A 23,863-nucleotide genomic window follows, 5' to 3' on the forward strand; every position below is an offset into this window, starting at 1 on the left:
CACACCACCCGCCCCCACCAGCCAGTTCCCCCCGACGAAGCCAGAGATACGTCCATTCGCAACCTGGTTTAGACCACTGCATCCCCCAGACGCTCTAAAGTGATAGACGTGACACGTCGAGCAAAAATCGTCGCGACCCTCGGTCCCGCCACGTCGAGCCCGGAAGTACTCCGCAACCTCGTCGCCGCAGGACTGGACGTCGCCCGAGTCAACCTCAGCCACGGAACCCACGACGACCACAGCGCCGGCCTCGCGAACCTGCGAGCCGCCGCCGAGGCCGCCCAACGCCCCGTCGGCGTCCTCGCCGACCTCCAAGGACCCAAGATCCGGGTCGGCACCTTCCCCGACGGACCCGTCGAACTCGTCAACGGCGCCGAGTTCACCATCACCACCGAAGACGTCCCCGGCGACGCCACCCGCGTCTCCACCACCTACAAGGGACTCCCCGCCGACGTCCGCCCCGGCGACCGCGTCCTCATCGACGACGGCCGCATCGCGCTGGAATGCACCAAGACCACCAGCACGGACGTCCACACCCGCGTCATCGTCGGCGGCACCATCTCGAACCACAAGGGGCTCAACCTCCCCGGCGTCGCCGTCAGCGTCCCCGCACTCACCGACAAGGACGAGAAGGACCTGCGCTGGGCCCTCCACCAGGGCGTCGACATGGTCGCCCTGTCCTTCGTGCGCAGCCCCGCCGACGCCGAGGAATGCCACCGCATCATGGACGAGGAGGGCATCACCGTGCCCCTCATCGCCAAGATCGAGAAGCCCCAGGCCGTCGAGCGCCTCCAGGACATCATCGAGGTCTTCGACGGCGTCATGGTCGCCCGCGGCGACCTCGGCGTCGAACTGCCGCTCGAAAACGTCCCCATGGTGCAAAAGCGCGCCGTCGAACGCTGCCGCGACAAGGCCAAACCCGTCATCGTCGCCACGCAGATGCTCGAATCGATGATCGGATCACCCCGGCCCACCCGCGCCGAGGCCTCCGACGTCGCCAACGCCGTCCTCGACGGCGCCGACGCCGTCATGCTCTCCGGAGAGACCAGCGTCGGCCAGTACCCCATCGAGACCGTCGAGACCATGGCGCGCATCGTCAGCGCCGCCGAGCAGGAGTCCCTGCGCGCCTCGCACATCCTCAACCGGGTACCCGAGACCACGGGCGGCGCCATCGCCCGCGCCGCGGCCGAGATCGGCGCCACCGTCGGCGCCAAGGCCCTCGTCGCCTTCACCATGTCCGGCGAGACCGCACGCCGCCTCGCGCGCTACCGGTCACCGATTCCGCTCATGGCCTTCACCACCGAGGACCACACGGTCGGGCAGCTGTCCCTGACCTGGGGCGTGGAGACCCACAAGGTCCCCTGGGTCGACAACACCGACGACATGGTCCGCCAGGTCGAGAGCGAACTCCTCGAACTCGGCGACTACAACAAGGGCGACAAGATCGTCATCGTGGCCGGCAGCCCGCCCGGAACCACCGGTTCCACCAACGCGCTGCGCGTCCACCGCCTCGGCGACGCCGTCGCGCTGAGCAACCAGTAACACCAGCCGACGACGGGGCCACGAGCCCCGCGTGACGAGCCGCATCAGGTCCTGTCCGGTCAGGGACGGCGTATGAGCCGCGCCGCCCACCGGGACAGGACCAGATGCGGCCGAGTCGTTTCGGGGACCCCGCAGGCGCGGGCCACAGGGCACCGGGCCAGCCCGCCTGCCGCGGACGCGGGGCTAGTGCTCCTGCTGCGAGGACACACCGCTCTCGGTGATCACCCGCTCCAGCGGCATGTCCCACGGCAACAGGTTCCACGGGCTCTGCGGGTCCTCAGTCAACAGGCCCAGAGCCGTCCACACACCGTCCGTGCCGCTCTGGTCCACCCCCTCGCCCCGCTCGGGCCACAACAGGTACCCCGCGTGGAACGCCGTCGACAGCTGCTGCCACGACGAGTACCGGCGCTGAAGGTCCGACGCCACCCGGCGCAACAGGGTCTGCGTCTCCACCGGGCTCAGCCAGTCCAGGGTCGCCCCACCCGACACCAGCCGGATGACGTGCACCGACTTCCACCACTGGTAGGCGCCGATGATGACCGTCTCGTCCGCCTCGGTCACCCCGGTGACCACGCGCAACCGCGCCACCTGCTCGTCGGACAGCCGGACCCGCTCGCCCGTGGCCGTGCCGCCCTGCTCCTGGGGCAGCCGCGACCAGGCCGAACCCGCGTTCAGGTCCACCACGAGGTCCAGCGACGGTCCGGTGTGCAGCTCCTCCAGCAGAGCGTTGACCGCCGCCAGCAGCGACTCCCGGTCGGTGACGGCCCACTGGCGCTCCAGCAGGCGGCGGTAGCGGCGGCGCAGCGTGGGTCGGGCCACCACGTCCCAGGGCTCGGCGAGCGCCACCCGGAACGGCGCGGCGACCGCGGCCGCCCACCGCTCGGTGCTCAGCGGGGCGTCGGGGTCCTTGGTCCGCACGGCGGGGGACTCGCGGGACCCGATCACCAGTTCGGCGAACGACCCGGCCACGAGCAGGGCCACGGGAACGAACGACCAGCCGGGCAGGTCCACGGCCACGAGCACGACGATGAGCAGCGCCAACGGTGACAGCAGCCACGGCTGGCGCCGTCGCGAGCCCCAGGCCACCACGACCCAGGAACCGATCACCAGTGCGCCGATCACGCCGGCCACCGCGGTCAGCACCCGCTGCTCCTCTCGTGGGGGATTCGCCGTCTACACAACCAGGATCGGTGACTCCGGGGCGGCGGAGCGACCGAACCCACGGGTTGTACTCAGGTTGTGGCCGTGATGTGACCGCTTTCGCCGCGCCGGGAGCGCCCAAAGTGACAAAAGGCCCATTTGGGGTCGAACTGGCCGGGTAGTTACGCAGGTTCCGGCCAGTACACCGGCGGCACGGGCGGTGCTCGGGGGAGTGTCAGTACTTGGGCCCCACGAACGAGTCCATCCGCGCCACCGCGTCCCTGCGTGAGACCGACACGACCGTGGCGTCGCGGTAGCGGGGTTCGTTCTTGATGACATGGGACTTCCAGACGATGCCCAGCAGGTCCAGGGTATCGGTGAGGAGCCCGATGATGTCGGTGGAGGCGTTGGTGAAGTGGTATCGGGGGTACTCGTAGTGCGTCCCGTCGCCGTTGGGCAGCTTCCTGCGTATTCGGTTCACTACCCGGCAACCGTCGGAGTGGATGAGGCCGCGGATGAAGGCCTCGGGCTGGGCGTTGACTATCTCGGTCTGCCAGGACTCCAGCTCGATGGGACGGGAGTGCTTGTGCCCCTTGCCGTGCTGGGGAAAGACGCATGGCCAGTGCTTGGAGTACGCCTTGATCTCCGAGCATCCGGTGCGTCCCACCAGGAACACCTTGACGGGGAAGACGGCCTCGACCGCGGCACGGCAGTAGCTGATGAGCTGGGGGTAGCGGTTGTCGTAGAAGATCGACAGAGCGTGGACGCCTCGACGGCCCTCGGAGATGTGGCCGTCGCCGAGATAGGCGCCGAGCACGTAGGCGTAGGCCTCGTGGTGGATGCTGGCTTTCGGGTAGCACTGGGGGCAGTACGTGGTGCGGTCCGTTCGGCGCGCCTCGGCCGCGGTGCCGCGCCTGGTGCCATAGCGCCAGTGCCGCAGTGCTTGGACAGAGACGCCACACCTGGCAGCGATTGCTTGGTCGCTCCAGCCCTGCGCTTTGAGCCGGAAGGTCTCGTCAACGATTTCGCGTGAGTACATAGAGTAAAAGCTTGCTCACGCCGCGGACATTTTCTGGCCTGTGCGCATCGCTGGCCCCTGAACAGCAAGAAAGCCACCCCGAAGGGTGGCTCTTGTACCCTGGGTGGGATTCGAACCCACACTTTGCAGGACTTGAATCTGCTGGCTCTACCAATTGGCCTACCAGGGCAAGATCCGCAAACCAGACATCCGAGGTTGTGCGGACATGTCATCAGGTGGGCGACGCTCCGTCAACAGTGGCATCACGATTGACGTGCATTGCCGGGCCCGACGTCCTGCATCCTAGCGGATCTCTGTAACCTCGTGTACGTGACGAGGACGCAGAGCCGTGTGGTGATCGCGGAAGACGAGGCCCTGATTCGCCTGGACCTCAAGGAGATGCTGGAAGAGGACGGTTACGCCGTCGTCGGCGAGGCCGGGGACGGGGAGACCGCCATCCGGCTTGCCCAGGAGCTCAAACCGGACCTGGTGATCACCGACATCAAGATGCCGGTGCTCGACGGCCTGTCGGCCGCCGAGCGGATCGCCGGGGAGCGCATCGCCCCGGTCGTGATCCTCACCGCCTTCTCCCAGCGCGAGCTCGTGGAGCGGGCGCGTGAGGCCGGGGCCATGGCCTACCTGGTCAAGCCGTTCAACAAGTCGGACCTGGTGCCGGCGATCGAGATGGCCACCTCCCGCTACGCCGAACTGGCGGCGCTGGAGTCGGAGGTCAGCAGTCTCACGGAGCGTCTGGAGACCCGCAAGCTGGTCGAACAGGCCAAGGGTCTGCTCCAGAGCCGCCACGGGATGAGTGAGCCCGAGGCGTTCAGGTGGATCCAGAAGAACTCCATGGACCGGCGCCTGACCATGCGCAAGGTCGCCGAGACCGTGGTCGAGACCCTCGGCGGCCAGCAGGACTGAGGCCGAGGGGACACGAGGAACCCGTGAAGGGGTCGCATCCGAGGGGTGCGGCCCCTTCCTCATGTCCAGGGCGCGTCGGAGGAAACGTGCAGACTGCTACCCCGGATGGTCGAAATGAAGACATCTGTCCAGCGTCAACCGGGCCCCGGTCCCGTTTTGGTCTCGTTTCCGAACGATGGGGTGACGGTTGGGTCACGTGGCTTTAGGGATGCTGAATGACCTGCCTAAACCGGGCTAAACTCACCGCACCGACCAGTAAGGACAACGGTGCCGAATGCGCGCATACGGCACCGCGAACCTCAGATGCGCAAGGAGCGCGCGTGCGCACACGCCTCGCGACCGTGCTGCTGGCCCTGATCACGGCAATCCTCGTGATCCCGGGGCCCGCGGCGACGGCAGACGAACAGGGCGGTGAGTCGCTGTACGGTCAGATCCTCGACCCACAGGATCGTGATCAGGGTGTCGAAGGCATCATGATCACCATCCACTCGGGTGAGGACGAGATCGCGGCGGTCGAAACCGGCCCTGATGGAAATTGGGAAGCGGAGCTGCCCGGACCGGGCACCTACCGTGTCGTTGTGGACCAGGAGTCCATCCCCAGCGAGTTCGCGCTACGGGAGAGCTCCATCGTCGTCGACGGTGAGTCCGAGGTGGAGGTCGCCGCGGGCGACGAGCGCCCGCTCATCCTGGCGTTGGAGGAAGCCGGAGCGAGCGAGGACGCGGACAGCACGGAGACCCCCTCGGACGGGGCCGACGCGCAGGACGGCGGGGCCGACGCCCCGGCCGACGACGAGTCGATCGCGGCGCCGACGACCTCCGGGTCGTTCGGTGACAGGTTCGCGCAGCTCACCGCCAGCGGCCTGCTCTACGGCCTGGTCATCGCCATCTCGGCGATCGGGCTGTCGCTGATCTTCGGCACGACGAAGATGATCAACTTCGCGCACGGCGACATGGTCACCTTCGGCGCGATGATCGCCCTGCTCTTCAGTACGGGCTCGGCGGGCCTGGGCAACTCCCTGCTGGCGATCTTCCTGGGGTTGGCGGGTGCCGTGCTCCTGGGCGCCTTCTTCGACGGCAGGATCGCGCGGATGCCGCTGCTGATCGCCCAGTGGGCGGCCATCATGCTGGGCATCGCGCTGGCGACGGTGCTCGGCCTGATGGGCGACTCCGTGGGCTGGCAGGTCCCGCTGTGGGCCGCGGCCGTGATCGCGGTGGCGATGGGCGCGGTGCTGGGCGCGGGCATGGAGCAGTACGTGTGGCGTCCGCTGCGGCACCGGAACGTGGCGCTGATCCAGATGTTCATCGTGTCGATCGGTGTGGCGCTGGTGCTGCGGCACGTGATCCTGGTGCTGTTCGGTGCCGGGCGCAGCCGTTATGCGGGCTACCAGATCCAGGACACGGTCAGCCTGGGGCCGATCTCGATGCCTCCGCGCGACCTGGTGGTCATGGGCGTGGCGATCGTGGTGCTGGTGGCGGTGGCCTGCCTGTTGCAGTTCACCCGGATCGGCAAGGCGATGCGCGCGGTCTCGGACAACCGCGACCTGGCGGAGTCGTCGGGGATCAACGTGGACCGGGTGACCCTGTACGTGTGGGGCCTGGGCGGCGGTCTGGCGTCGTTGGGCGGTGTGCTCTACGGGTTGAACCAGATCGTGGAGTACGAGATGGGCTTCCGTCTGCTGCTGCTGATGTTCGCCGCGGTGATTCTGGGCGGTCTCGGTACGGCGTACGGTGCGATGGTCGGCGGGCTGGCGGTGGGTCTGGTCGCGATGCTGTCGACCCTGTGGTTCCCGACGCAGATGATGCAGGCGTGGGCGTTGGCACTCATGATCCTGATGCTGCTGGTCAGGCCGCAGGGCCTGCTCGGTCGGCGCGAGCGGGTCGGCTAGGGGAGGCAGACGATGGACTTGGTTTCTATCCTCGCGGAGTCGACACGGTCGGCGTTCGGTCCGATCGCGGCGATCTACGCGTTGGCCGCGATCGGCCTGAACCTGCACTTCGGTTACACGGGCCTGCTGAACTTCGGCCAGGTGGGCTTCATGCTGGTGGGCGCCTACGGCGTGGGCATCAGTGTGGAGTTGTTCGGCCTGCCGCTGCTGGTGGGCTTCGGTGTGGGGTTGGCGTGTGCGTTCCTGCTCGCGCTGCTCCTGGGTATTCCGACGCTGCGGTTGAGGGCGGACTATCTGGCGATCACGACGATCGCGGCGGCGGAGGTGCTGCGCCTGGTGTACCGGGCGGGGTTCGCGGAGCCGTTGACCGGTGGTGTGTACGGGTTGCAGAACCTGTCGGACGGGTTCCGTTCGATCAATCCGTTCGATCCGGGTGAGCGTTACGGCTGGGGCGCGTTGGCCTACAACGGCAACCACATGTGGGTGCTGGTGGTCACGTGGGGCCTGGTGGCCGTGATGTGCGGCCTGGTGTGGATGTTGATGCACAGCCCGTGGGGGCGTGTCATCAAGGGCATCCGTGAGGACGAGGAGGCTGTGCGCAGCCTGGGCAAGAACGTCTTCGCGTACAAGATGCAGATCCTGGTGCTGGGCGGTCTGGTGGGTGCGTTGGCCGGCTGCATGCTGGCGGTGTACCAGGCGTCGATCCAGCCGGACCAGTTCAAGCCGCAGGTGACGTTCTTCCTGTGGGTGATCCTGTTGCTGGGCGGCGCGGGCCGGGTGTTCGGTCCGGTGCTGGGGGCGATGGCGTTCTGGTTCCTGATGAACTTCACCGACGGTGTGCTGCGCGGTCTGGGTTCGATGGGTCTGCTGCCGTTCCTGGACGGTCCGGACTACGGTGCGATCCAGCTGGCCTTCGTGGGTCTGCTGCTGGTGCTGCTGATCGTCTTCCGGCCGCAGGGCCTCATCGGCGACCGCAAGGAGATGTTGATCAATGTCAAGTGACGAGATGGGCTCCTCCGCGGGCGTCGAGGTGGACCGGATGGCGGGCGCTGTGCCCGAGCCGGGGTCGGTGAAGTCGGATCCGATCCTGGTGGCGGACCGTGTGCGCCGTTCGTTCGGTGGTCTGACGGCCGTGGACGTGCGTCGGCTGGAGGTGCAGCGGGGGACGATCACGGCGTTGATCGGTCCGAACGGTGCGGGCAAGTCGACGCTGTTCAACCTGTTGACCGGGTTCGACCGGGTGGACCAGGGCGACTGGACGTTCCAGGGTTCGAAGATCAACGGCAAGCCGGGTCACAAGGTGGCGCGGGCCGGGATGGTGCGGACGTTCCAGCTGACCAAGGCGCTGACGCGTATGTCGGTGCTGGACAACATGCTGCTGGGCGCGCAGGACCAGTTCGGTGAGCGGATGGCCGGGGCGTTCCTGCGCAGCGTGTGGGGTCGCCAGGAGCGGGCCAACACGGTGCGGGCGCTGGAGTTGCTGGAGCGCTTCAAGCTGATCGACAAGCGCGAGGACATGGCGGGTTCGCTGTCCGGTGGCCAGCGCAAGCTGCTGGAGATGGCGCGTGCGCTGATGACGGATCCGGCGATGATCATGCTGGACGAGCCGATGGCGGGTGTGAACCCGGCGCTGGTGCAGTCGCTGCTGGGTCACATCACCTCGTTGCGTGACGAGGGCAAGACGGTGCTCTTCGTGGAGCACGACATGGACGTGATCATGGGGATCAGCGACTGGATCGTGGTGTTGGCGCAGGGTCAGGTGATCGCGGAGGGCACTCCGTCGGACATCCGGTCGAACAAGCAGGTGATCGACGCCTACCTGGGTGCCCAGGACGTGGACGAGGCCGGGAGTGCCGATGAGTGAGAACGGGGACGTGCGTCCGGACGTGGACGGGAGCCCGGCGGCGGGGGACGAGGTCACCGTCGTGCAGCACCACCGCGAGGAGGTGTTGGAGCACGCGGGCGACCAGGCCGCGGCGGTGGGTGGTCCGGAGGACTACCTGTTGCTGGCCAGGGACATGGTCGCGGGGTACGTGCCGGGGGTGAACATCCTCAACGGGTGCACGTTGACGCTGACCGAGGGCGAGGTCGTGGCGATCATCGGCCCGAACGGCGCCGGCAAGTCGACGCTGATCAAGACGATCTTCGGTCTGATCCCGGTGCGTGAGGGCGATCTGACGCTGCGGGGGTCCTCGATCGCGGGTCTGGCGGCGCACAGTCTGGTGGAGCGGGGCGTGGGATACGTGCCGCAGACGCAGAACGTGTTCCCGTCGTTGACGATCGAGGAGAACCTCCAGATGGGGGCGTTCCTGCGGCCGAAGATGTTCGCGGAGCGGTTCGCCGTGGTGGCGGGGCTGTTCCCGCTGCTGGGGGAGCGCCGCAAGGCGAAGGCGGGGTCGTTGTCGGGCGGTGAGCGCCAGATGGTGGCGATGGGTCGTGCGTTGATGATGGATCCGTCGGTGCTGTTGTTGGACGAGCCGACGGCGGGGTTGTCGCCGATCTACCAGGAGGAGGTCTTCCAGCGGGTGAAGGAGGTCAACTCCACGGGTGTGTCGGTGGTGATGGTGGAGCAGAACGCTCGCCGGTGCCTGCAGATCTGTGACCGCGGGTACGTGTTGGACCAGGGTCGCAACGCGTACACGGGGACGGGCCGGGACCTGTTGAAGGACCCGAACGTGATCGAGCTGTACCTGGGGACGCTCGCGAAGGGCTGATCCGGGTGCGGTGTGCAGGGGCGGGGCCTTCGGGTCCCGCCCTTCGTCGTGGGACGAGGAGGTGGCCGGAGTGTCGGGGCCGGTGGAGGAGTGGGGCGCGGACCTGTACGGGGATCCGTGCGCGGAGTGTGGTTTCGAGTGGTCGTTGGGCCCGTGGGAGGCGGTGCGCGTGGTGGAGGAGTTGCCCGTGCGCTTCGCGCAGGTGCTGGCGGGGTGTACGGGGCGGGAGAGGTGCGCGGAGTCGGTGTGGGGGCCGGCGGCCTATGTCGGGCACGTGGGTGACGACCTGCGGATCTGGGCCGAGCGGTTGGCGGGGGCGTGGCTGTCGGGTGAGGTGGAGGTGGGCGGGTACGACCCGGATCTGCTGGCGCGGGCGCGTGGCTATGAGGGGCTGGCGCTGTCCGGGGCGCTGTGGTCGTTGGAGCGGGCGGTCGCGGACTGGCGCGAGTCGGCGGTGTCGGCCCTGCGGGCGGGGGTGGTGCTGCGCCATGCGGCGCGGGGAGCGCGGCGGGCCGTGGACGTGGTTCTGGACAACGCGCATCACGGCCACCACCATGTGCGGGACGTCGGGAGGGTCGTGGGCCGGGACGTGCCGCCCGGTCGTGCGCGCGGCCGTGCCGTCGGCCGCTGAGGCTCCGCACGCGAAGAGCGCCCCGGGACGGTGTCCCGGGGCGCTCTGGGTGTCCGGTCGGGTGGCGTGGGCCGCCCGGCGGCTAGTCGTTCAGCGAGTGCTCCTCGTAGGCGAGGATCTCGTGGCCGTCGTCTCCGAAGGCGAAGATCTCGAAGGTGGCGGCGGTCGGGTCGCCGTTGTCATCGAAGTCGATGTTGCCGCTGACGCCCTGGTAGTTGATCTCCTCGCCGTCGGCGAGCAGGTCGCGGCACTCGGCGAAGGTGCCGCACTCGGTGCCCTCGGGGCGGCTGATGTTGGGCAGCTCGGCCACGTAGTCGGCGGGGTCGACGCTGTCCGCGGCCTCGGCGGCCAGGGCGATGCTCGTCACGCAGTCGTAGACCTGCGGGGCGAACTGGAAGACCTCGAGCTCCGGGTTGAACTCGGCGAGCCCCTCGGAGAACTCGGGGTTGTCGGCGGACGGGGCGACGCCGGTCACGCCGTTGATGGCGTCGGGGTCGCTCTCGTTGACCGTGGCGCCGAGCTCCGGGTCGTTGAGGCCGTCGGTGATGAAGAGCTGGTCGCCCTCGATGCCGCCTTCCAGCATCTGGGCGATAACCTGCGCGCCCTCCTCGAAGGCGATGAGCGCGACGGCGTCGGGCTCTTCGTTGGTGACGCCGCTGACGACGGAGTCGAAGGTGGTGGCCTCGGGGTCGTAGGTCTCGTTGGCCACGACCTCGGCGCCCAGGCCTTCGAGCTCGGTCTGCAGGTTCTCGGCGTAGCCGGCGCCGTAGTCGTCGCCTCGGGCGACGAGGCCGACGCTCTGGTGCCCGGCCTCGACGATCTTGCGGGCCATGACGACGGCGGAGAGGCTGTCGCTGGGCGCGGTACGGAAGTAGTAGCCGTTGTCGTCGATGTCGCTCAGGGCGGCCGAGGTGTTGGACCCGGAGCACTGGACGATGTTGGCGCCGGTGACGGTGTCGTAGGTCGCCTGGGTCATGCCGGAGGCCGCGGCGCCGATGACGGCGTTGACCTCGTCGGCCACGAGGTTGTTGGCGGCCTGGTTGGCCTGGGCGTTGTCGCCGGCCTCGTCGCCCTCGACGATGTCGGGGACCTCGGTGCCCAGGATGCCGCCGGCCTCGTTGATCTGGGAGATCGCGTACTCGGCCGCGGTGATCTGGGGCGGGCCGAGGAAGGCGAGGTTGCCGGTCTGCGGGTAGAGGATGCCGTAGGTGAACTCCTCGCCGCCTCCGTCGCCGCCGCCGCCTTCTTCTCCGCCGTTGCCACACGCGGTGAGTCCGAGTACCAGGGCCGCGGTGGCGGCAGTGAGGCCTAGGACCTTCTTGCTTGCCATGATGGTGGTCACTCCGTTCAACCGGCGACGCGCGTGCTGCCGTCGCGCAGGGGCCATGGTGTTCTGCGTCCTGATGCCCGAGTTGTGTGGCATGACTTAATCAGGAGCGTTAGCGGAGCTTAATCACGGATCGTCCGAGCTCGGAAGCGGACTCGGGGCGTTGGTGCCGACTCGCCGTCATGCTGTTATGGCTCTGTAGTCATCTGCGGGACGCGGAGCGTTTGCCCTGGACAGACGGGAACGGGGTGCACACGGAGCATTGCGAACTGTCGCGGGGTGCGGGCACGGCGAAGCCCGGCCGTCAAGGCGGGTCGGGGGGCGGGTGCTGTGCCGGCCGGGCGGGCGGGGCGGGCCGTCGCGGTGCGGTCCGCGCTCAGCCCTGGGGCAGTTCGCGGAGCATGCAGGTGAGCCGGGAGGTGCACACCTTGCGGCCCTGGTCGTCGGTGATGGTGATGTCCCACGTGGACAGGGTGCGGCCCTGGTGGACGGGGACGGCGACGCCGGTGACGTGGCCCCGGGTGGCGGAGCGGTGGTGGGTGGCGTTGATCTCGATGCCGACGGCGACGCGGTCGAACTGCTGGGCGTGCACGGTGGCGCCGACGGAGCCGAGGGACTCGGCCAGCACGCAGGAGGCGCCTCCGTGCAGGAGTCCGAAGGGCTGGGTGTTGCCGTCCACGGGCATGCGGCCCACGACGCGCTCGGCCGAGGCCTCGGAGATCTCGATCCCCATCCGCTGTCCGAGTCCTCCGGCGAGGGCGCCCGTGTCGAGGAGCGCGGACGTCTCGGATTCTGTGGTCATGGGAACCCTTCCTGTGGGTGGTGTGCCCGGGCGCGGCGGTGGGCCGGCGGCGGCACGGGCGGTGTTCTCGCGGGGATGTCCGCGGAGTGTCTGCTTCGCATCCTAGGATTCGGTGTGTGGTGACCAAGCGAGAGACCCCCGACCAGACATCCCAGGCCAGTGCCGGGGCAGGCAGTGCGGCCCCCTCCGGCGGTGGCGGCGGCAAGCGCCCCCGCCTGCTCCTCCTGGACGGCCACTCGATGGCCTTCCGCGCGTTCTTCGCGCTCCCGGTGGAGAAGTTCGGCACGAGCACCGGACAGTCGACGAACGCCGTCTACGGTTTCGCGTCGATGCTGGTGAAGCTGCTGCGTGATGAGGAGCCCACGCACGTGGCGGTGGCGTGGGACCTGTCGGGGCCCACCTTCCGGCACGAGGAGTACGCGGAGTACAAGGACGGCCGTTCGGACACGCCGCAGGAGTTCCCCTCCCAGGTGCCGCTCACCCAGGACCTGATGCGGCTGGTCGGTGTGGCCAACCTGTCGGCGCCGGGGTTCGAGGCCGACGACGTCATCGCGACGCTGGCGCACATGGGCGGCGAGGCGGGCATGGAGGTGCTGATCGCCTCCGGTGACCGGGACGCCTTCCAGCTGGTGACGGACGCGTGCACGGTCCTGTACCCGGGCAAGAGCCTGTCGGACCTGCGGCGGATGACGCCGGAGGCGGTCCAGGAGAAGTACGGGGTGAGTCCGCGGCGCTACCGGGACCTGGCGGCCCTGGTGGGGGAGAAGGCCGACAACCTGCCGGGCGTTCCGGGGGTGGGGCCCAAGACGGCGGCCAAGTGGATCGACAAGTACGGGTCGCTGGAGGAGCTGATCGCGCACGCCGACGAGATCAAGGGCAAGGCCGGGCAGAACCTGCGCGACCACCTGGACGACGTGCTGCGCAACCAGCGGCTCAACGAGCTGGCCACCGACGTGGAGCTGGGGGTGGGCGCCGACGACCTGGTCATGGGCGAGGCCGACCGGGCGGGGATCGACGCCCTGTTCGACAACCTGGAGTTCGCCTCCAACCTGCGTGAGCGCCTCTACTCGGTGCTGCGCACGGGCGAGGAGGAGGCCGACGAGGCCGCGGGCGCCCAGGACGGCTTCGAGGTCGACCTCACGGTGGCCGGGACCGGCGAGCTGGCGGCGTGGCTGGTGCGGCACGCCTCGTCCGAGGGCGTGACGGAGACCGCCCCCGCGGGTCTGGCGGTCGAGGGCGTGTGGGGCCAGGGGACCGGGCGCGTGGACGGGCTCGCGGTCTGCGTGCCCGGCGGCGCGGCGGTGTTCGCGGATCCCACCGCGATGGACGCGGCCGACACCGAGGCGCTGGCGGCGTTCCTGGGCGACGCGCAGCGGCCCAAGGCGGTGCACGAGTACAAGGGCGCGCTGCTGGCCCTGGGCGAGCACGGGTGGGCGCTGCGCGGTGTGGTCAGCGACACCGCGCTGGCGGCGTACCTGGTCCAGCCGGGGCAGCGCCGGTTCGACCTGGTCGACCTGGCCCGCAAGTACCTGGGGCGCGAGCTCCAGGAGGGCGGGGACGGCGCCCAGATGACGCTGGACCTGGGCTCGGCGGAGGAGCCCTCGGGGCGCGCGCACGAGCTGGCGGTGCGCGCGGCGGCCACCCGCGACCTGGCGGGGGTGCTCTCGGCGGAGCTGGACAAACGGGGCGGGACGCACCTGCTGCACGGTGTGGAGCTGCCGCTGGTGGACGTGCTGGCGAAGATGGAGCGCGTGGGCATCGCCGCCGACCGCGCCTATCTGGAGGAGCTGCAGGGCGAGTTCGCCACGGCGGCGCGCCAGGCGGTGGAGGAGGCGCACCGGGTGGTGGGCCGCGAGTTCAACCTGGGTTCGCCCAAGCAGCTGCAGCAGGTGCTGTTCGAGGAGCTGGGGCTGCCCAGGACGAAGAAGATCAAGACCGGGTACACCACGGACGCCGACGCGCTGGCGTGGCTGGAGCAGGAGACCGGCCACGAGCTGCCCAAGCAGCTGTTGCGGCACCGGGACCAGACCAAGCTGCGCACGACCGTGGAGGGCCTGATCAAGACGGTCGGCGACGACGGCCGGATCCACACGACCTACAACCAGACGGTGGCGGCGACGGGGCGGCTCAGTTCCACGGACCCGAACCTGCAGAACATCCCGGTGCGTACGGACGTGGGGCGGCGGATCCGGCGGGCGTTCGTGGTCGGTGAGGGGTTCGAGGAGCTGCTGACGGCCGACTACAGCCAGATCGAGCTGCGGATCATGGCGCACCTGTCGCGGGAGCCGGCGCTGATCGAGGCGTTCAACAGCGGGTACGACTTCCACGCGCAGATGGCGGCGCGGGTGTTCGGCCTCGACGTGGAGGCCGTGGACGCCGAGGCGCGCTCGAAGATCAAGGCCATGAGCTACGGGCTGGCGTACGGGCTGAGCGCCTACGGGCTGTCGCAGCAGCTGGGCATCGCCCCCGACGAGGCCAAGAAGCTCATGGAGGACTACTTCGCGGAGTTCGGCGGGGTGCGCGACTACCTGCGCTCGGTCGTGGACGAGGCGCGCAGGGTGGGCTACACCGAGACGATCCTGGGGCGGCGCCGCTACCTGCCGGACCTGACCAGCGACAACCGCCAGCGCCGGGACATGGCGGAGCGCATGGCGCTCAACGCCCCGATCCAGGGGTCGGCGGCCGACATCATCAAGGTGGCGATGCTGCAGGTGGACGCGGCGCTGACCGAGGGCGGGCACGCGTCGCGGGTCCTGCTGCAGGTGCACGACGAGCTCATCGTGGAGGTCGCCCCGGGTGAGCGCGAGGCGGTCGAAAACCTCGTGGCGCACGAGATGGGCACGGCCTATGATCTGCGTGTCCCGCTGGGCGTGTCGGTCGGGCGGGGCCAGAACTGGCACGACGCCGCGCACTGAGCGGGTGTCGGGGGGTTGGCGGACAACCCTGTGCGCTGGGAGCGCTGATGGAGTCTGAGAGGCCCCGGGAGGGGCGGAAGTGAGGTGGGGGCGGTGACCGCCGGAGAAGGCCTGACGGTCGGTTCGGTGACCGTTCCCGCGGACGCGCTGGTGTGGCGCTTCTCTCGTTCGTCCGGCCCCGGAGGGCAGCACGTCAACACATCGGACACCCGGGTGTCGCTGTCGTTGGACGTGGCGGCCTGCGCCGCGCTGGGGTCCACCCGGCGCGCGCGGGCCCTGGAGCGGCTGTCCGGGCGGCTGGTGGACGGGGTGCTGACGGTGTCGGTGCAGACCCACCGGTCGCAGGTGCGCAACCGGGCCGAGGCCCGGGAGCGGATGGCGGCGCTGTTGGCCGAGGCGATGGCGCCGCCGGCGCGGGAACGCCGTGCCACACGGCCCAGCCGCGGTGCCAAGCGGCGCCGGCTGGACGCCAAGCGGCGCCGCGGGGAGATCAAGCGGGCGCGCTCGCGGCCCCCGATGGAGTGAGCCGCCGGGGCCCGCGCGCCGTCGGCCGCGACTTTTTTCCGGTTCTTTTCCCGCCCCGTCCGGGCGGTGCCGGGGAGCGGGCGCGGACCCGTGCGGACGTGGGCGTGTGCGCGGTTGATCTTGACCGCCATGCTCGGGTAAATTGCGGCCATTGAGGCCTACGCCGGGTTGGCGGTCCTGGGTTCCGATTGACCAGGACGCCCTTGTCTCATATTCTGGCGGGAGCGTTGTGGGTTCGTGCGGGCGTCTGCCGTCTCCTTGGGTGATGGTGAGGTCGCACCGCTTCGGTCAACACTCTGGACCCGGCGGCTGGTGGTCATGGGCGGTTCGCCCCTCTGTGGCCCTGCTCCTCTCTTCTGGACGACGGATCGACGGGCTCGAACCCTAGACGTGCCCATTTTCTGAACCTGTCCGTATCCGGAGTCCACCCACAAATGACGAGCAGCACCGAGGCCACCTCGACACCCCAGGTAGCGGTCAACGACATCGGGTCCGAGGAAGCCTTCCTCGCGGCGATCGACGAGACCATCAAGTACTTCAACGACGGTGACATTGTCGAGGGCACCATCGTGAAGGTCGATCGAGACGAGGTCTTGCTCGACATCGGCTACAAGACCGAGGGTGTGATTCCCTCTCGGGAACTGTCGATCAAGCACGACGTCGACCCCGGTGAGGTCGTTGCCGTCGGCGATCAGGTCGAAGCCCTCGTCCTCCAGAAGGAGGACAAGGAAGGCCGCCTGATCCTGTCCAAGAAGCGCGCGCAGTACGAGCGCGCCTGGGGCACGATCGAGAAGATCAAGGAAGAGGACGGTGTCGTCACCGGCACGGTCATCGAGGTCGTCAAGGGCGGCCTCATCCTCGACATCGGTCTGCGCGGCTTCCTGCCCGCCTCCCTGGTCGAGATGCGCCGTGTCCGCGACCTGCAGCCCTACGTCGGCCGCGAGCTCGAAGCGAAGATCATCGAGCTGGACAAGAACCGCAACAACGTGGTCCTGTCCCGTCGCGCCTGGCTGGAGCAGACCCAGTCCGAGGTCCGCCAGACCTTCCTCAACACCCTGCAGAAGGGCCAGATCCGCAAGGGCGTCGTGTCCTCGATCGTCAACTTCGGTGCCTTCGTGGACCTGGGTGGCGTCGACGGCCTGGTGCACGTGTCGGAGCTGTCCTGGAAGCACATCGACCACCCGAGCGAGGTCGTCGAGGTCGGCCAGGAGGTCACGGTCGAGGTCCTGGACGTGGACATGGAGCGCGAGCGCGTCTCCCTGTCGCTGAAGGCGACCCAGGAGGACCCGTGGCAGCAGTTCGCCCGGACCCACCAGATCGGCCAGGTCGTCCCGGGTAAGGTCACCAAGCTCGTTCCCTTCGGTGCGTTCGTTCGCGTCGAGGAGGGCATCGAGGGCCTGGTCCACATCTCCGAGCTGGCCGAGCGCCACGTCGAGGTCCCCGAGCAGGTCGTCCAGGTCGGTACCGAGATCTTCGTCAAGATCATCGACATCGACCTCGACCGCCGTCGGATCAGCCTCTCGCTGAAGCAGGCCAACGAGAGCGTGTCGCCCGACCAGGTGGACTTCGACCCCACGCTGTACGGCATGGCGGCCGACTACGACGAGCAGGGCAACTACAAGTACCCGGAGGGCTTCGACCCCGAGAGCGGCGAGTGGCTCGAGGGCTTCGAGGCTCAGCGGGACGAGTGGGAGCGCAGCTACGCCGAGGCGCAGGCCCGCTTCGAGGCGCACCGCAAGCAGGTCGAGGAGGCCCGCGCGGCCGAGGCCGACGCTGCGAACGCCCCGGCTCCGGAAGAGGAAGAGGAGTACACGGGTGGCGGCCAGAGCGCCGGCACGCCGAGTACCGAGACCGCTTCCAGTGGCGCCCTGGCCTCCGACGAGGCCCTGGCCGCCCTCCGCGAGAAGCTCGCGGGCGGCGAGGCCTGAGCATGACGGGTCCGTGAGGACCCGATGATCGCCGCGAAGGGCCGTCCCCGGCAGGGGGCGGCCCTTCGCCGTGTCCGGGGGCGCTCGTGCCGGGCGCTCGTGCCGGGCGCGCGGGGCGGATGCCGCCCGTCGCGGGCCGCGCCCGCGCCGCACGCTCTAGGGTCGTGGTGGGCCCCAGGGAGGGGCGCGCGAGGAGGCGACGTGTTCGACATCCACCAGGCCGTTCCCGCCGATGCGGGAGAGATCCTCACCCTGCAGCGGGCCGCGTTCGTCGACGAGGCGCAGGCCTACGGGGACCCGTTCATCCTGCCGCTGACCGAGGGCCTGGCACGGGTCGAGAAGCTGTTGGGCCAGGAGGACGCCCTGCTGCTGAAGGCCGTGGCGGGCCACCGGATCGTGGGCGTGGTGCGCGCGTCGGTCACCGGGACCACGGGTGTGGTCGGCCGCCTGGCGGTCGCCCCGGACCTGCGGCGGCGCGGGATCGCGCGGGCGCTGCTGGTGCGGGTGGAGGAGGAGCTGCGGGCCCGGCGCCCGGAGCTGGGCGCCCTCACACTGTTCACGGGGGCGCAGAGCCCTGACAACCAGCGGCTGTACCGGCTGCTGGGCTACGCCGAGACGCACCGCGAGCGCCTGGCCGACCATCTGGTGATGGTGCACATGCGCAAGGAGCTGGACGGCGCGGGGGGCGGCGTGGTGCGGCCGGAGGCGGCCGTCTAGGGTCGTGTCCATGCTGAAGGTGGGACTGACCGGAGGGATCGGCTCCGGCAAGAGCGCGGTGTCGGCTGGACTGGCCGAGCACGGCGCCGTGGTCGTGGACGCCGACGCCATCGCCCGCGAGGTCGTGGAGCCCGGTACCCCGGGGCTGGCCGCGGTCGTCGCGGAGTTCGGCGAGGAGGTCCTGGCCCCGGACGGGCGGTTGGACCGCGCCCGGCTGGGCGAGATCGTCTTCGCCGACCAGGAGCGGCTGGACCGGCTCAACGCCATCGTGCACCCCCTGGTGGCCGAGCGCAGCGCGGAGCTGATGGAGCGGGCGCGCGAGTCCGGGGCCCGGGTGGTGGTCTACGACGTGCCGCTGCTGGTCGAGAACGACCTCGGAGCGCTCTACGACGTGGTCGTCGTGGTCGACGCGCCCGACGAGGTCCGGGTGGAGCGGGTGGCCACCGACCGCGGGATGCCGCGCGAGCAGGTGTGGGCGCGGATCCGCAACCAGGCCGACCGGGACGAGCGCCTGGCCGCGGCGGACGTGGTGGTGGACAACTCCGGCACGCGGGAGCAGCTGCGCGACCACGTCGCCGACCTGTGGCAGGCGTTGCTGGCCCGGGCGGATCGGCTCGGGGACTGATCTCGGCCGGTGGTCCGGACACCGCCCCGGGGACACCGTGAACACGAACTCATGTCTCAGCGAATTCGGATCAGTGGAATCCCTTGCTTTCGCCGGCTCCGATGGCACGATGGCGGTGCCGTCATCCGACGGATACCAAGAACGGGATGCTCGCGGCAGGCGGCCCATGGCGGTTCGCCGGTGCGACCAGGTAGAACTCCAGTATTCATGATGGGATTCCCAGATGCAGCCGGAAGAGAACGAATTCTCGCTCTCCGATCTCCCGAAGGCCGATTGGAGCAATGAGGACGAGGTCGACGACGATGTCCTCGTCGACATCATCCGGCTGGCGATCGGTGCCCTTTCCAAGGCGAAGCATGCGGAGAGGTCGAAGGAGAACCCCGACCAGCGGGTGATCGAGCGGATCTCCGAGCAGCAGAGAAGATTCTCGAAGAGCCTGCGGGAACCGCGCATTGAAGACGTCGAGAAGGCCGGCCGACTTCGGGCCGAATGCTTGACAGTCATCAGGAGTGCATCGCGCTAGTACGCCATGGACATCACACCCCTCGGTGCGGTGACCTGGGGGAAAGTCGTCGGACGAGTCCGGCGCCCTGCTTCTGGGATGGCGGTCCGTCCTGGTCGAACAAGGTGCGGGAGCCACGTGAGCCACAGGATCGGCGGATCGATGTGGTCATCGAGTCGGCTCTTCGCGGCGTGGGGAGTCCACGAACATCGTGCGGCGCTTCAGGGAACGCGGCCATGCGTCGAGCCACGCCCCTCCCGGTAGCCAGCGAAAGCGTCAACGTTCCCGAAGAACTCCAGAGGCGTGTCGAAGCGGTGGCCGCGGACGGCGTCGGCCGCTACGCCGATCCGCCACGAATACGGCGTGGGCGCGGAACGGTGCGCGAGGGCCATTGATTCGGGGCGTGGGCGGATGTCAACGCCGGGTACTTTCCACGCGGTGGAACGGCCGATACTCCGAACCTGGGCATGAGCGCGCTCGATCGACGGAACGCGGAAAGCACCATTCCGGTCCGCGCGCGCAGGGATCGGCGGACCGGCTCGGGGCATCGAACGCTAGGAGTCCCGCCGGTGCAGGGTCTCGCTCAGGGAGGCGCCCGCGTCGATGGCCTTGCGCACCAACTCCTCGCGGACGGTGCGGGCCGCCCGCACGCTGAGCAGGCCGTCGTCGAGGTCCTCGGCGGGCACCGGGTCGCGGGCGGAGGCCAGTGCGAGGTCGGCGTAGTCCCCGGCGCGGTCGGCGATGGCCTGGCACTGCTCCCACTCCCGGTGGGCGGTGACCGCCTCGTGGACGCGCTCGCCGTATCCGGCCAGGACGCCGACGCGGTCGGTGAGCGCGTCGTGGGCGCGGGCGACCGCCTCCTCCTGGGGCGCCAGCGCCCGGGTGACCTGGGTCGAGACGGCCTCGCGCCGCCGCTGGGCCAGTTCGCGGCGCAGGGCGCGCAGCCGCAGCAGCTCCTGGGACAGCGTCCACTCCTCCTGGCGCATCAGGGACAGGGTGTGGCCGGGATCGAAGGAGTCGCCGAGGATCCGCTTGCCCTCCTCGACGCGGTCGGTGGCCTGCTGGAGTTGGGCGAACAGGTGGGCCTCGGGCTCCTCCTGGCGGGTGACGTAGCTGTGGGGGCGGCCGAAGTCCTCGGGCAGGACGTACTGGTCGTAGTGCTCGGCCGCGAGCCGGGGGAGCATGCCCGGGCGCATGATCGCACCGGCGCCGCCCGCGCCGGCGACCAGGTAGAGGGCGGCCAGGGCGGGGTCGCCGGGAACCAGCGCCTGGAGGGGGCCCACGACCTGGTCCAGGACCAGGGTGAGGCCGACGACGCCGCCGATGGCGGTCGGCAGCGCCCACATGCCGTGTATGACCAGGTCGCCCCAGTCGTCGGTGAAGGAGCCCGCGCGCGAGACCAGGCCCAGCAGGAAGGCCGTGGTCGCCAGGCACAGCAGGACGCCCAGGAGCAGCCCCGCGGGCGGCGACAGGAGGGCGAGCAGGGAGGCTCCGGCGCATCCGGCGGCGGTGGCCGCGGCGGCCCGGCGCCAGGTCCGCCGCCGGGGCGGCCCCTTCGCGGCGGGGATGAGCCGGTCGGCGTGGCCGCGCAGGCGCTCGGCGGTCCCGGGCGGCAGGTCCGGTGAGAATGTCGGTCTGGTGGCGTGGGACACGAGGGACACCTCATTCGGGGCGCTCGGCGCTGCTTCGATGATAGCGGTGCGGACCCCGCCCGGTCAGGGGGCTTTCGGGCCCTCGTTCGGCCGGTCCGGGATCCGGTGGGGCCCCTGGGATGTCCGTGCCGGTCTGTAGCGTTGAGGGAGAGGGACACGTGGGCGCGGGGCGGCCACCGTTCGATGCGAGAAGAGGGCGACGACGTGCGACCGGTCAGCGACATCAAGCGCAGTGAGGCACCCTTCGAGGTCGTCTCCGACATGACCCCGGCGGGGGACCAGCCCGGCGCGATCGCCGAGATCACCCGGCGGGTGCGGGCGGGCGACCGGCACACGGTCCTGCTGGGGGCGACCGGTACGGGCAAGACGGCGTCGGTGGCCTGGACGGTGGAACAGCTCCAGCGGCCCACCCTGGTGATGCAGCCCAACAAGACGCTGGCCGCCCAGTTCGCCAACGAGCTGCGGCAGATGCTGCCCAACAACGCGGTCGAGTACTTCGTGTCGTACTACGACTACTACCAGCCCGAGGCCTACGTCCCGCAGAGCGACACCTACATCGAGAAGGACTCGTCGATCAACGACGAGGTGGAGCGCCTGCGGCACTCGGCGACGAACTCGCTGCTGACGCGGCGGGACACGATCGTGGTCGCGTCGGTCTCGTGCATCTACGGCCTGGGCACGCCGCAGGAGTACGTGGACCGGATGGCGCAGCTGTCGGTGGGCATGGAGGTGGACCGCGACGACCTGCTGCGTCGGCTGGTGGAGATGCAGTACTCGCGCAACGACGTGGCCTTCACCCGCGGGACCTTCCGGGTGCGCGGGGACACCATCGAGATCATCCCGGTCTACGAGGAGCTGGCGATCCGCATCGAGATGTTCGGTGACGAGGTCGAGCGGCTGCTGACACTGCACCCGCTGACCGGCGAGGTGCTGGGCGAGAGCCAGGAGATGTTCATCTTCCCGGCCTCGCACTACGTGGCCGGCGAGGAGCGCACGGAGCGGGCGGTGGCCTCCATCGAGGCCGAGCTGGGCGAGCGCCTGGCGGAGCTGGAGGGCCAGGGCAAGCTGCTGGAGGCCCAGCGGCTGCGGATGCGCACCACCCACGACCTGGAGATGATGCGCCAGCTCGGGTCGTGTTCGGGCATCGAGAACTACTCGCGGCACTTCGACGGCCGGGAGCCGGGCAGCCCGCCCAACACGCTGCTGGACTACTTCCCCGAGGACTTCCTGCTGGTGCTGGACGAGTCGCACGTGACGGTCCCGCAGATCGGGGCGATGTACGAGGGCGACGCGGCGCGCAAGCGCACCCTGGTCGACCACGGGTTCCGGCTGCCGTCGGCGATGGACAACCGGCCGCTGCGGTGGGAGGAGTTCACCGAGCGGATCGGGCAGACGGTGTACCTGTCGGCGACGCCGGGGCGCTACGAGCTGCGCCAGAGCGGTGGCGACGTCGTGGAGCAGGTGATCCGCCCCACCGGCCTGATCGACCCGGAGGTGCTGGTCAAGCCCACCGACGGGCAGATCGACGACCTGGTGCACGAGATCCGGGAGCGGGCCGAGCGCCGGGAGCGGGTGCTGGTGACCACGCTGACGAAGAAGATGGCCGAGGACCTCACCGACTACTTCGCGGAGATGGGGATCCGGGTCCGCTACCTGCACAGCGAGGTGGACACGCTGCGCCGGGTGGAGCTGCTGCGCGAGCTGCGGGTGGGCGAGTACGACGTGCTGGTGGGCATCAACCTGCTGCGTGAGGGCCTGGACCTGCCCGAGGTGTCGCTGGTGGCGATCCTGGACGCCGACAAGGAGGGCTTCCTGCGGTCGGAGACCTCGCTGATCCAGACCATCGGGCGCGCGGCCCGCAACGTGGCCGGCCAGGTCCACATGTACGCGGACAACGTCACGGACTCCATGCGGGCGGCGATCGAGGAGACCAACCGCCGCCGGGACAAGCAGATCGCCTACAACACCGAGCACGGGATCGATCCGACGCCGCTGCGCAAGCAGATCGCCGATATCCTGGACTCGCTCAACCGGGAGGACGTGGACACCGAGCAGCTCATGGCCACCGGGTACCGGCAGGCGGGGGCCAAGGGCGAGCGCGCCCCGGTGCCGGCGCTGGGTGAGCGCGCGGACGTCTCGGCGATGCCGCGGGCGGAGCTGGCGGGCCTCATCGACCAGTTGAGCGCGCAGATGCACCAGGCCGCGGCGGACCTGCAGTTCGAGCTGGCGGCCCGGCTGCGGGACGAGATCGGTGAGTTGAAGCGTGAACTCCGCGGGATGGACGCCGCCGGGGTGAAGTGACGGCGAGCCTTGCGGGGTCGGGGTTGCGGCCTCGCGGGGCTCCCGTGAGCTGCGACTTTCCATCACGTAACGAGCACGTTTCAGGCTCGATCGGGTCGTGCAGTTACCTCCGCGTGACATACCCTTGGGGTAGTTCACGGTGTATGTCGTTTTTGCCGGTGTCCGGCGGTGGGGGAACGCATGAGGGTTCGACTTCTGGCGGCCACGGGCGCGTTCGTCGTGCTCGGTTCCCTGCTCACGGGCTGCGGCCTGGCCGTCGGCGGTGCCGACGAGGCCGAGGGGGCCGCCCACCGGCCCGGCATGGGCGAGCGCGGCGAGGAGGAGGCCGAGCAGGCCGTCGACGACGAGTACGAGCTGGTCATCGTGGACAACGGCGCGGAGGTGCGCGAGGACTGCGCCGACCGCGAGGTCGTGGTGACCGCCGACGACGCCCACGTCGTCCTGGACGGCGCGTGCGGCCTGGTCAAGGCGACCGGCCGCGGGACCACGGTCAACGTGGGCTCAGCGGACAAGATCGTGCTGGTGGGAGTGGACAACGAGGTGGCCTTCGCCTCGGGCGACCCCGAGGTCATCAACCACGGGCGCAACACCACGGTCGTCGAGGGCGGCTCCGCCGGCGAGTGACCGGGGCCCGTCGGGCCGTGAGCCCCTGCGGCGCGGACGAACCGTGTCGGTCTGTTGCCCGACCCTCCATCCGAGAGTGACCTTCGATCGGCT

The 23,863-nt window shown here is 69.7% G+C and carries 20 protein-coding genes and 1 tRNA gene; 15 read left to right on the forward strand and 6 right to left on the reverse strand.

Translation table 11 applies throughout. The features are described from left to right. Positions 1-108: 108 nt before the first annotated feature. On the forward strand, positions 109-1,542 hold the full coding sequence (pyk, locus tag ADL05_RS20725; RefSeq protein ID WP_053618662.1) for a pyruvate kinase: 1,434 nt from the start codon (positions 109-111) through the stop codon (positions 1,540-1,542). A gap of 183 nt (positions 1,543-1,725) precedes the next feature. Here the strand turns inward: pyk and ADL05_RS20730 are convergent, their stop codons facing one another. The 3 genes from ADL05_RS20730 to ADL05_RS20740 form a co-directional block, all read right to left on the reverse strand. Further along, positions 1,726-2,685 (reverse strand): DUF1266 domain-containing protein, encoded by a 960-nt coding sequence (locus ADL05_RS20730; RefSeq protein ID WP_053618663.1) that lies wholly within the window; start codon positions 2,683-2,685, stop codon positions 1,726-1,728. A gap of 232 nt (positions 2,686-2,917) precedes the next feature. After that, positions 2,918-3,721, reverse strand: a complete 804-nt coding sequence (locus ADL05_RS20735; RefSeq protein ID WP_053618664.1) for a helix-turn-helix domain-containing protein — start codon at positions 3,719-3,721, stop codon at positions 2,918-2,920. Positions 3,722-3,816: 95 nt separating this feature from the next. After that, positions 3,817-3,890 (reverse strand) — tRNA-Leu (locus tag ADL05_RS20740). Positions 3,891-4,051: 161 nt separating this feature from the next. Here ADL05_RS20740 and ADL05_RS20745 point away from each other — a divergent pair. The 6 genes from ADL05_RS20745 (at position 4,052) to ADL05_RS20770 (ending at position 9,852) form a co-directional block, all read left to right on the forward strand. Then, a complete protein-coding gene (locus ADL05_RS20745) occupies positions 4,052-4,621 on the forward strand; it encodes an ANTAR domain-containing response regulator (RefSeq protein ID WP_053618665.1) in 570 nt (189 codons plus the stop codon). A gap of 320 nt (positions 4,622-4,941) precedes the next feature. Next, the gene (locus ADL05_RS20750; protein WP_053618666.1) at positions 4,942-6,507 is read left to right on the forward strand and encodes a branched-chain amino acid ABC transporter permease; all 1,566 of its coding nucleotides are present in this window, start codon (positions 4,942-4,944) and stop codon (positions 6,505-6,507) included. Positions 6,508-6,519: 12 nt separating this feature from the next. Continuing rightward, positions 6,520-7,509: a branched-chain amino acid ABC transporter permease gene (locus ADL05_RS20755; RefSeq protein WP_053618667.1), complete on the forward strand. Its 990-nt coding sequence runs from the start codon at positions 6,520-6,522 to the stop codon at positions 7,507-7,509. Continuing rightward, the gene (locus ADL05_RS20760; protein ID WP_053618668.1) at positions 7,499-8,371 is read left to right on the forward strand and encodes an ABC transporter ATP-binding protein; all 873 of its coding nucleotides are present in this window, start codon (positions 7,499-7,501) and stop codon (positions 8,369-8,371) included. The genes ADL05_RS20755 and ADL05_RS20760 overlap by 11 nt, the downstream gene beginning before the upstream one ends. Further along, a complete protein-coding gene (locus tag ADL05_RS20765; RefSeq protein WP_053618848.1) occupies positions 8,364-9,221 on the forward strand; it encodes an ABC transporter ATP-binding protein in 858 nt (285 codons plus the stop codon). Before ADL05_RS20760 ends, ADL05_RS20765 begins: the two co-directional genes overlap by 8 nt. 70 nt (positions 9,222-9,291) lie before the next feature. Continuing rightward, positions 9,292-9,852 carry a hypothetical protein gene (locus ADL05_RS20770; RefSeq protein ID WP_053618669.1) on the forward strand — a complete coding sequence of 187 codons (561 nt, stop codon included), beginning with the start codon at positions 9,292-9,294 and terminating at the stop codon, positions 9,850-9,852. An 82-nt stretch (positions 9,853-9,934) separates the two neighbouring features. Here ADL05_RS20770 and ADL05_RS20775 read toward each other — a convergent pair whose 3' ends face one another. Beyond that, on the reverse strand, positions 9,935-11,182 hold the full coding sequence (locus ADL05_RS20775; RefSeq protein WP_053618849.1) for an ABC transporter substrate-binding protein: 1,248 nt from the start codon (positions 11,180-11,182) through the stop codon (positions 9,935-9,937). A gap of 373 nt (positions 11,183-11,555) precedes the next feature. Then, on the reverse strand, positions 11,556-11,981 hold the full coding sequence (locus tag ADL05_RS20780; RefSeq protein ID WP_053618670.1) for a PaaI family thioesterase: 426 nt from the start codon (positions 11,979-11,981) through the stop codon (positions 11,556-11,558). Positions 11,982-12,097: 116 nt separating this feature from the next. On the opposite strand from ADL05_RS20780, the gene polA reads away from it, so the two are divergent. The 6 genes from polA (at position 12,098) to ADL05_RS20810 (ending at position 19,214) form a co-directional block, all read left to right on the forward strand. Further along, positions 12,098-14,896, forward strand: a complete 2,799-nt coding sequence (polA, locus tag ADL05_RS20785; protein WP_053618671.1) for a DNA polymerase I — start codon at positions 12,098-12,100, stop codon at positions 14,894-14,896. A gap of 93 nt (positions 14,897-14,989) precedes the next feature. Continuing rightward, complete coding sequence (arfB, locus tag ADL05_RS20790; protein WP_231640840.1) at positions 14,990-15,421, forward strand: alternative ribosome rescue aminoacyl-tRNA hydrolase ArfB; 432 nt, start codon at positions 14,990-14,992, stop codon at positions 15,419-15,421. Positions 15,422-15,855: 434 nt separating this feature from the next. Further along, a complete protein-coding gene (gene rpsA, locus ADL05_RS20795) occupies positions 15,856-17,349 on the forward strand; it encodes a 30S ribosomal protein S1 (protein WP_053618673.1) in 1,494 nt (497 codons plus the stop codon). A 201-nt stretch (positions 17,350-17,550) separates the two neighbouring features. After that, positions 17,551-18,066 (forward strand): GNAT family N-acetyltransferase, encoded by a 516-nt coding sequence (locus ADL05_RS20800; protein WP_053618674.1) that lies wholly within the window; start codon positions 17,551-17,553, stop codon positions 18,064-18,066. 10 nt (positions 18,067-18,076) lie between these two features. Beyond that, a complete protein-coding gene (coaE, locus tag ADL05_RS20805; protein ID WP_053618850.1) occupies positions 18,077-18,691 on the forward strand; it encodes a dephospho-CoA kinase in 615 nt (204 codons plus the stop codon). A 223-nt stretch (positions 18,692-18,914) separates the two neighbouring features. Then, positions 18,915-19,214, forward strand: a complete 300-nt coding sequence (locus ADL05_RS20810; RefSeq protein ID WP_053618675.1) for a hypothetical protein — start codon at positions 18,915-18,917, stop codon at positions 19,212-19,214. Between the two features lie 533 nt (positions 19,215-19,747). Here the strand turns inward: ADL05_RS20810 and ADL05_RS20815 are convergent. After that, complete coding sequence (locus ADL05_RS20815; RefSeq protein ID WP_053618676.1) at positions 19,748-20,845, reverse strand: hypothetical protein; 1,098 nt, start codon at positions 20,843-20,845, stop codon at positions 19,748-19,750. A gap of 204 nt (positions 20,846-21,049) precedes the next feature. Between ADL05_RS20815 and uvrB the strand changes: the two genes are divergently transcribed. Together uvrB and ADL05_RS20825 are read left to right on the forward strand one after the other, a co-directional pair. Beyond that, positions 21,050-23,146, forward strand: a complete 2,097-nt coding sequence (uvrB, locus tag ADL05_RS20820) for an excinuclease ABC subunit UvrB (RefSeq protein ID WP_053618851.1) — start codon at positions 21,050-21,052, stop codon at positions 23,144-23,146. 180 nt (positions 23,147-23,326) lie between these two features. After that, on the forward strand, positions 23,327-23,770 hold the full coding sequence (locus tag ADL05_RS20825; protein ID WP_156365942.1) for a DUF3060 domain-containing protein: 444 nt from the start codon (positions 23,327-23,329) through the stop codon (positions 23,768-23,770). The last annotated feature ends 93 nt before the right edge of the window (positions 23,771-23,863 follow it).

This window comes from Nocardiopsis sp. NRRL B-16309 (assembly GCF_001279585.1).
Lineage (GTDB): Bacteria > Actinomycetota > Actinomycetes > Streptosporangiales > Streptosporangiaceae > Nocardiopsis.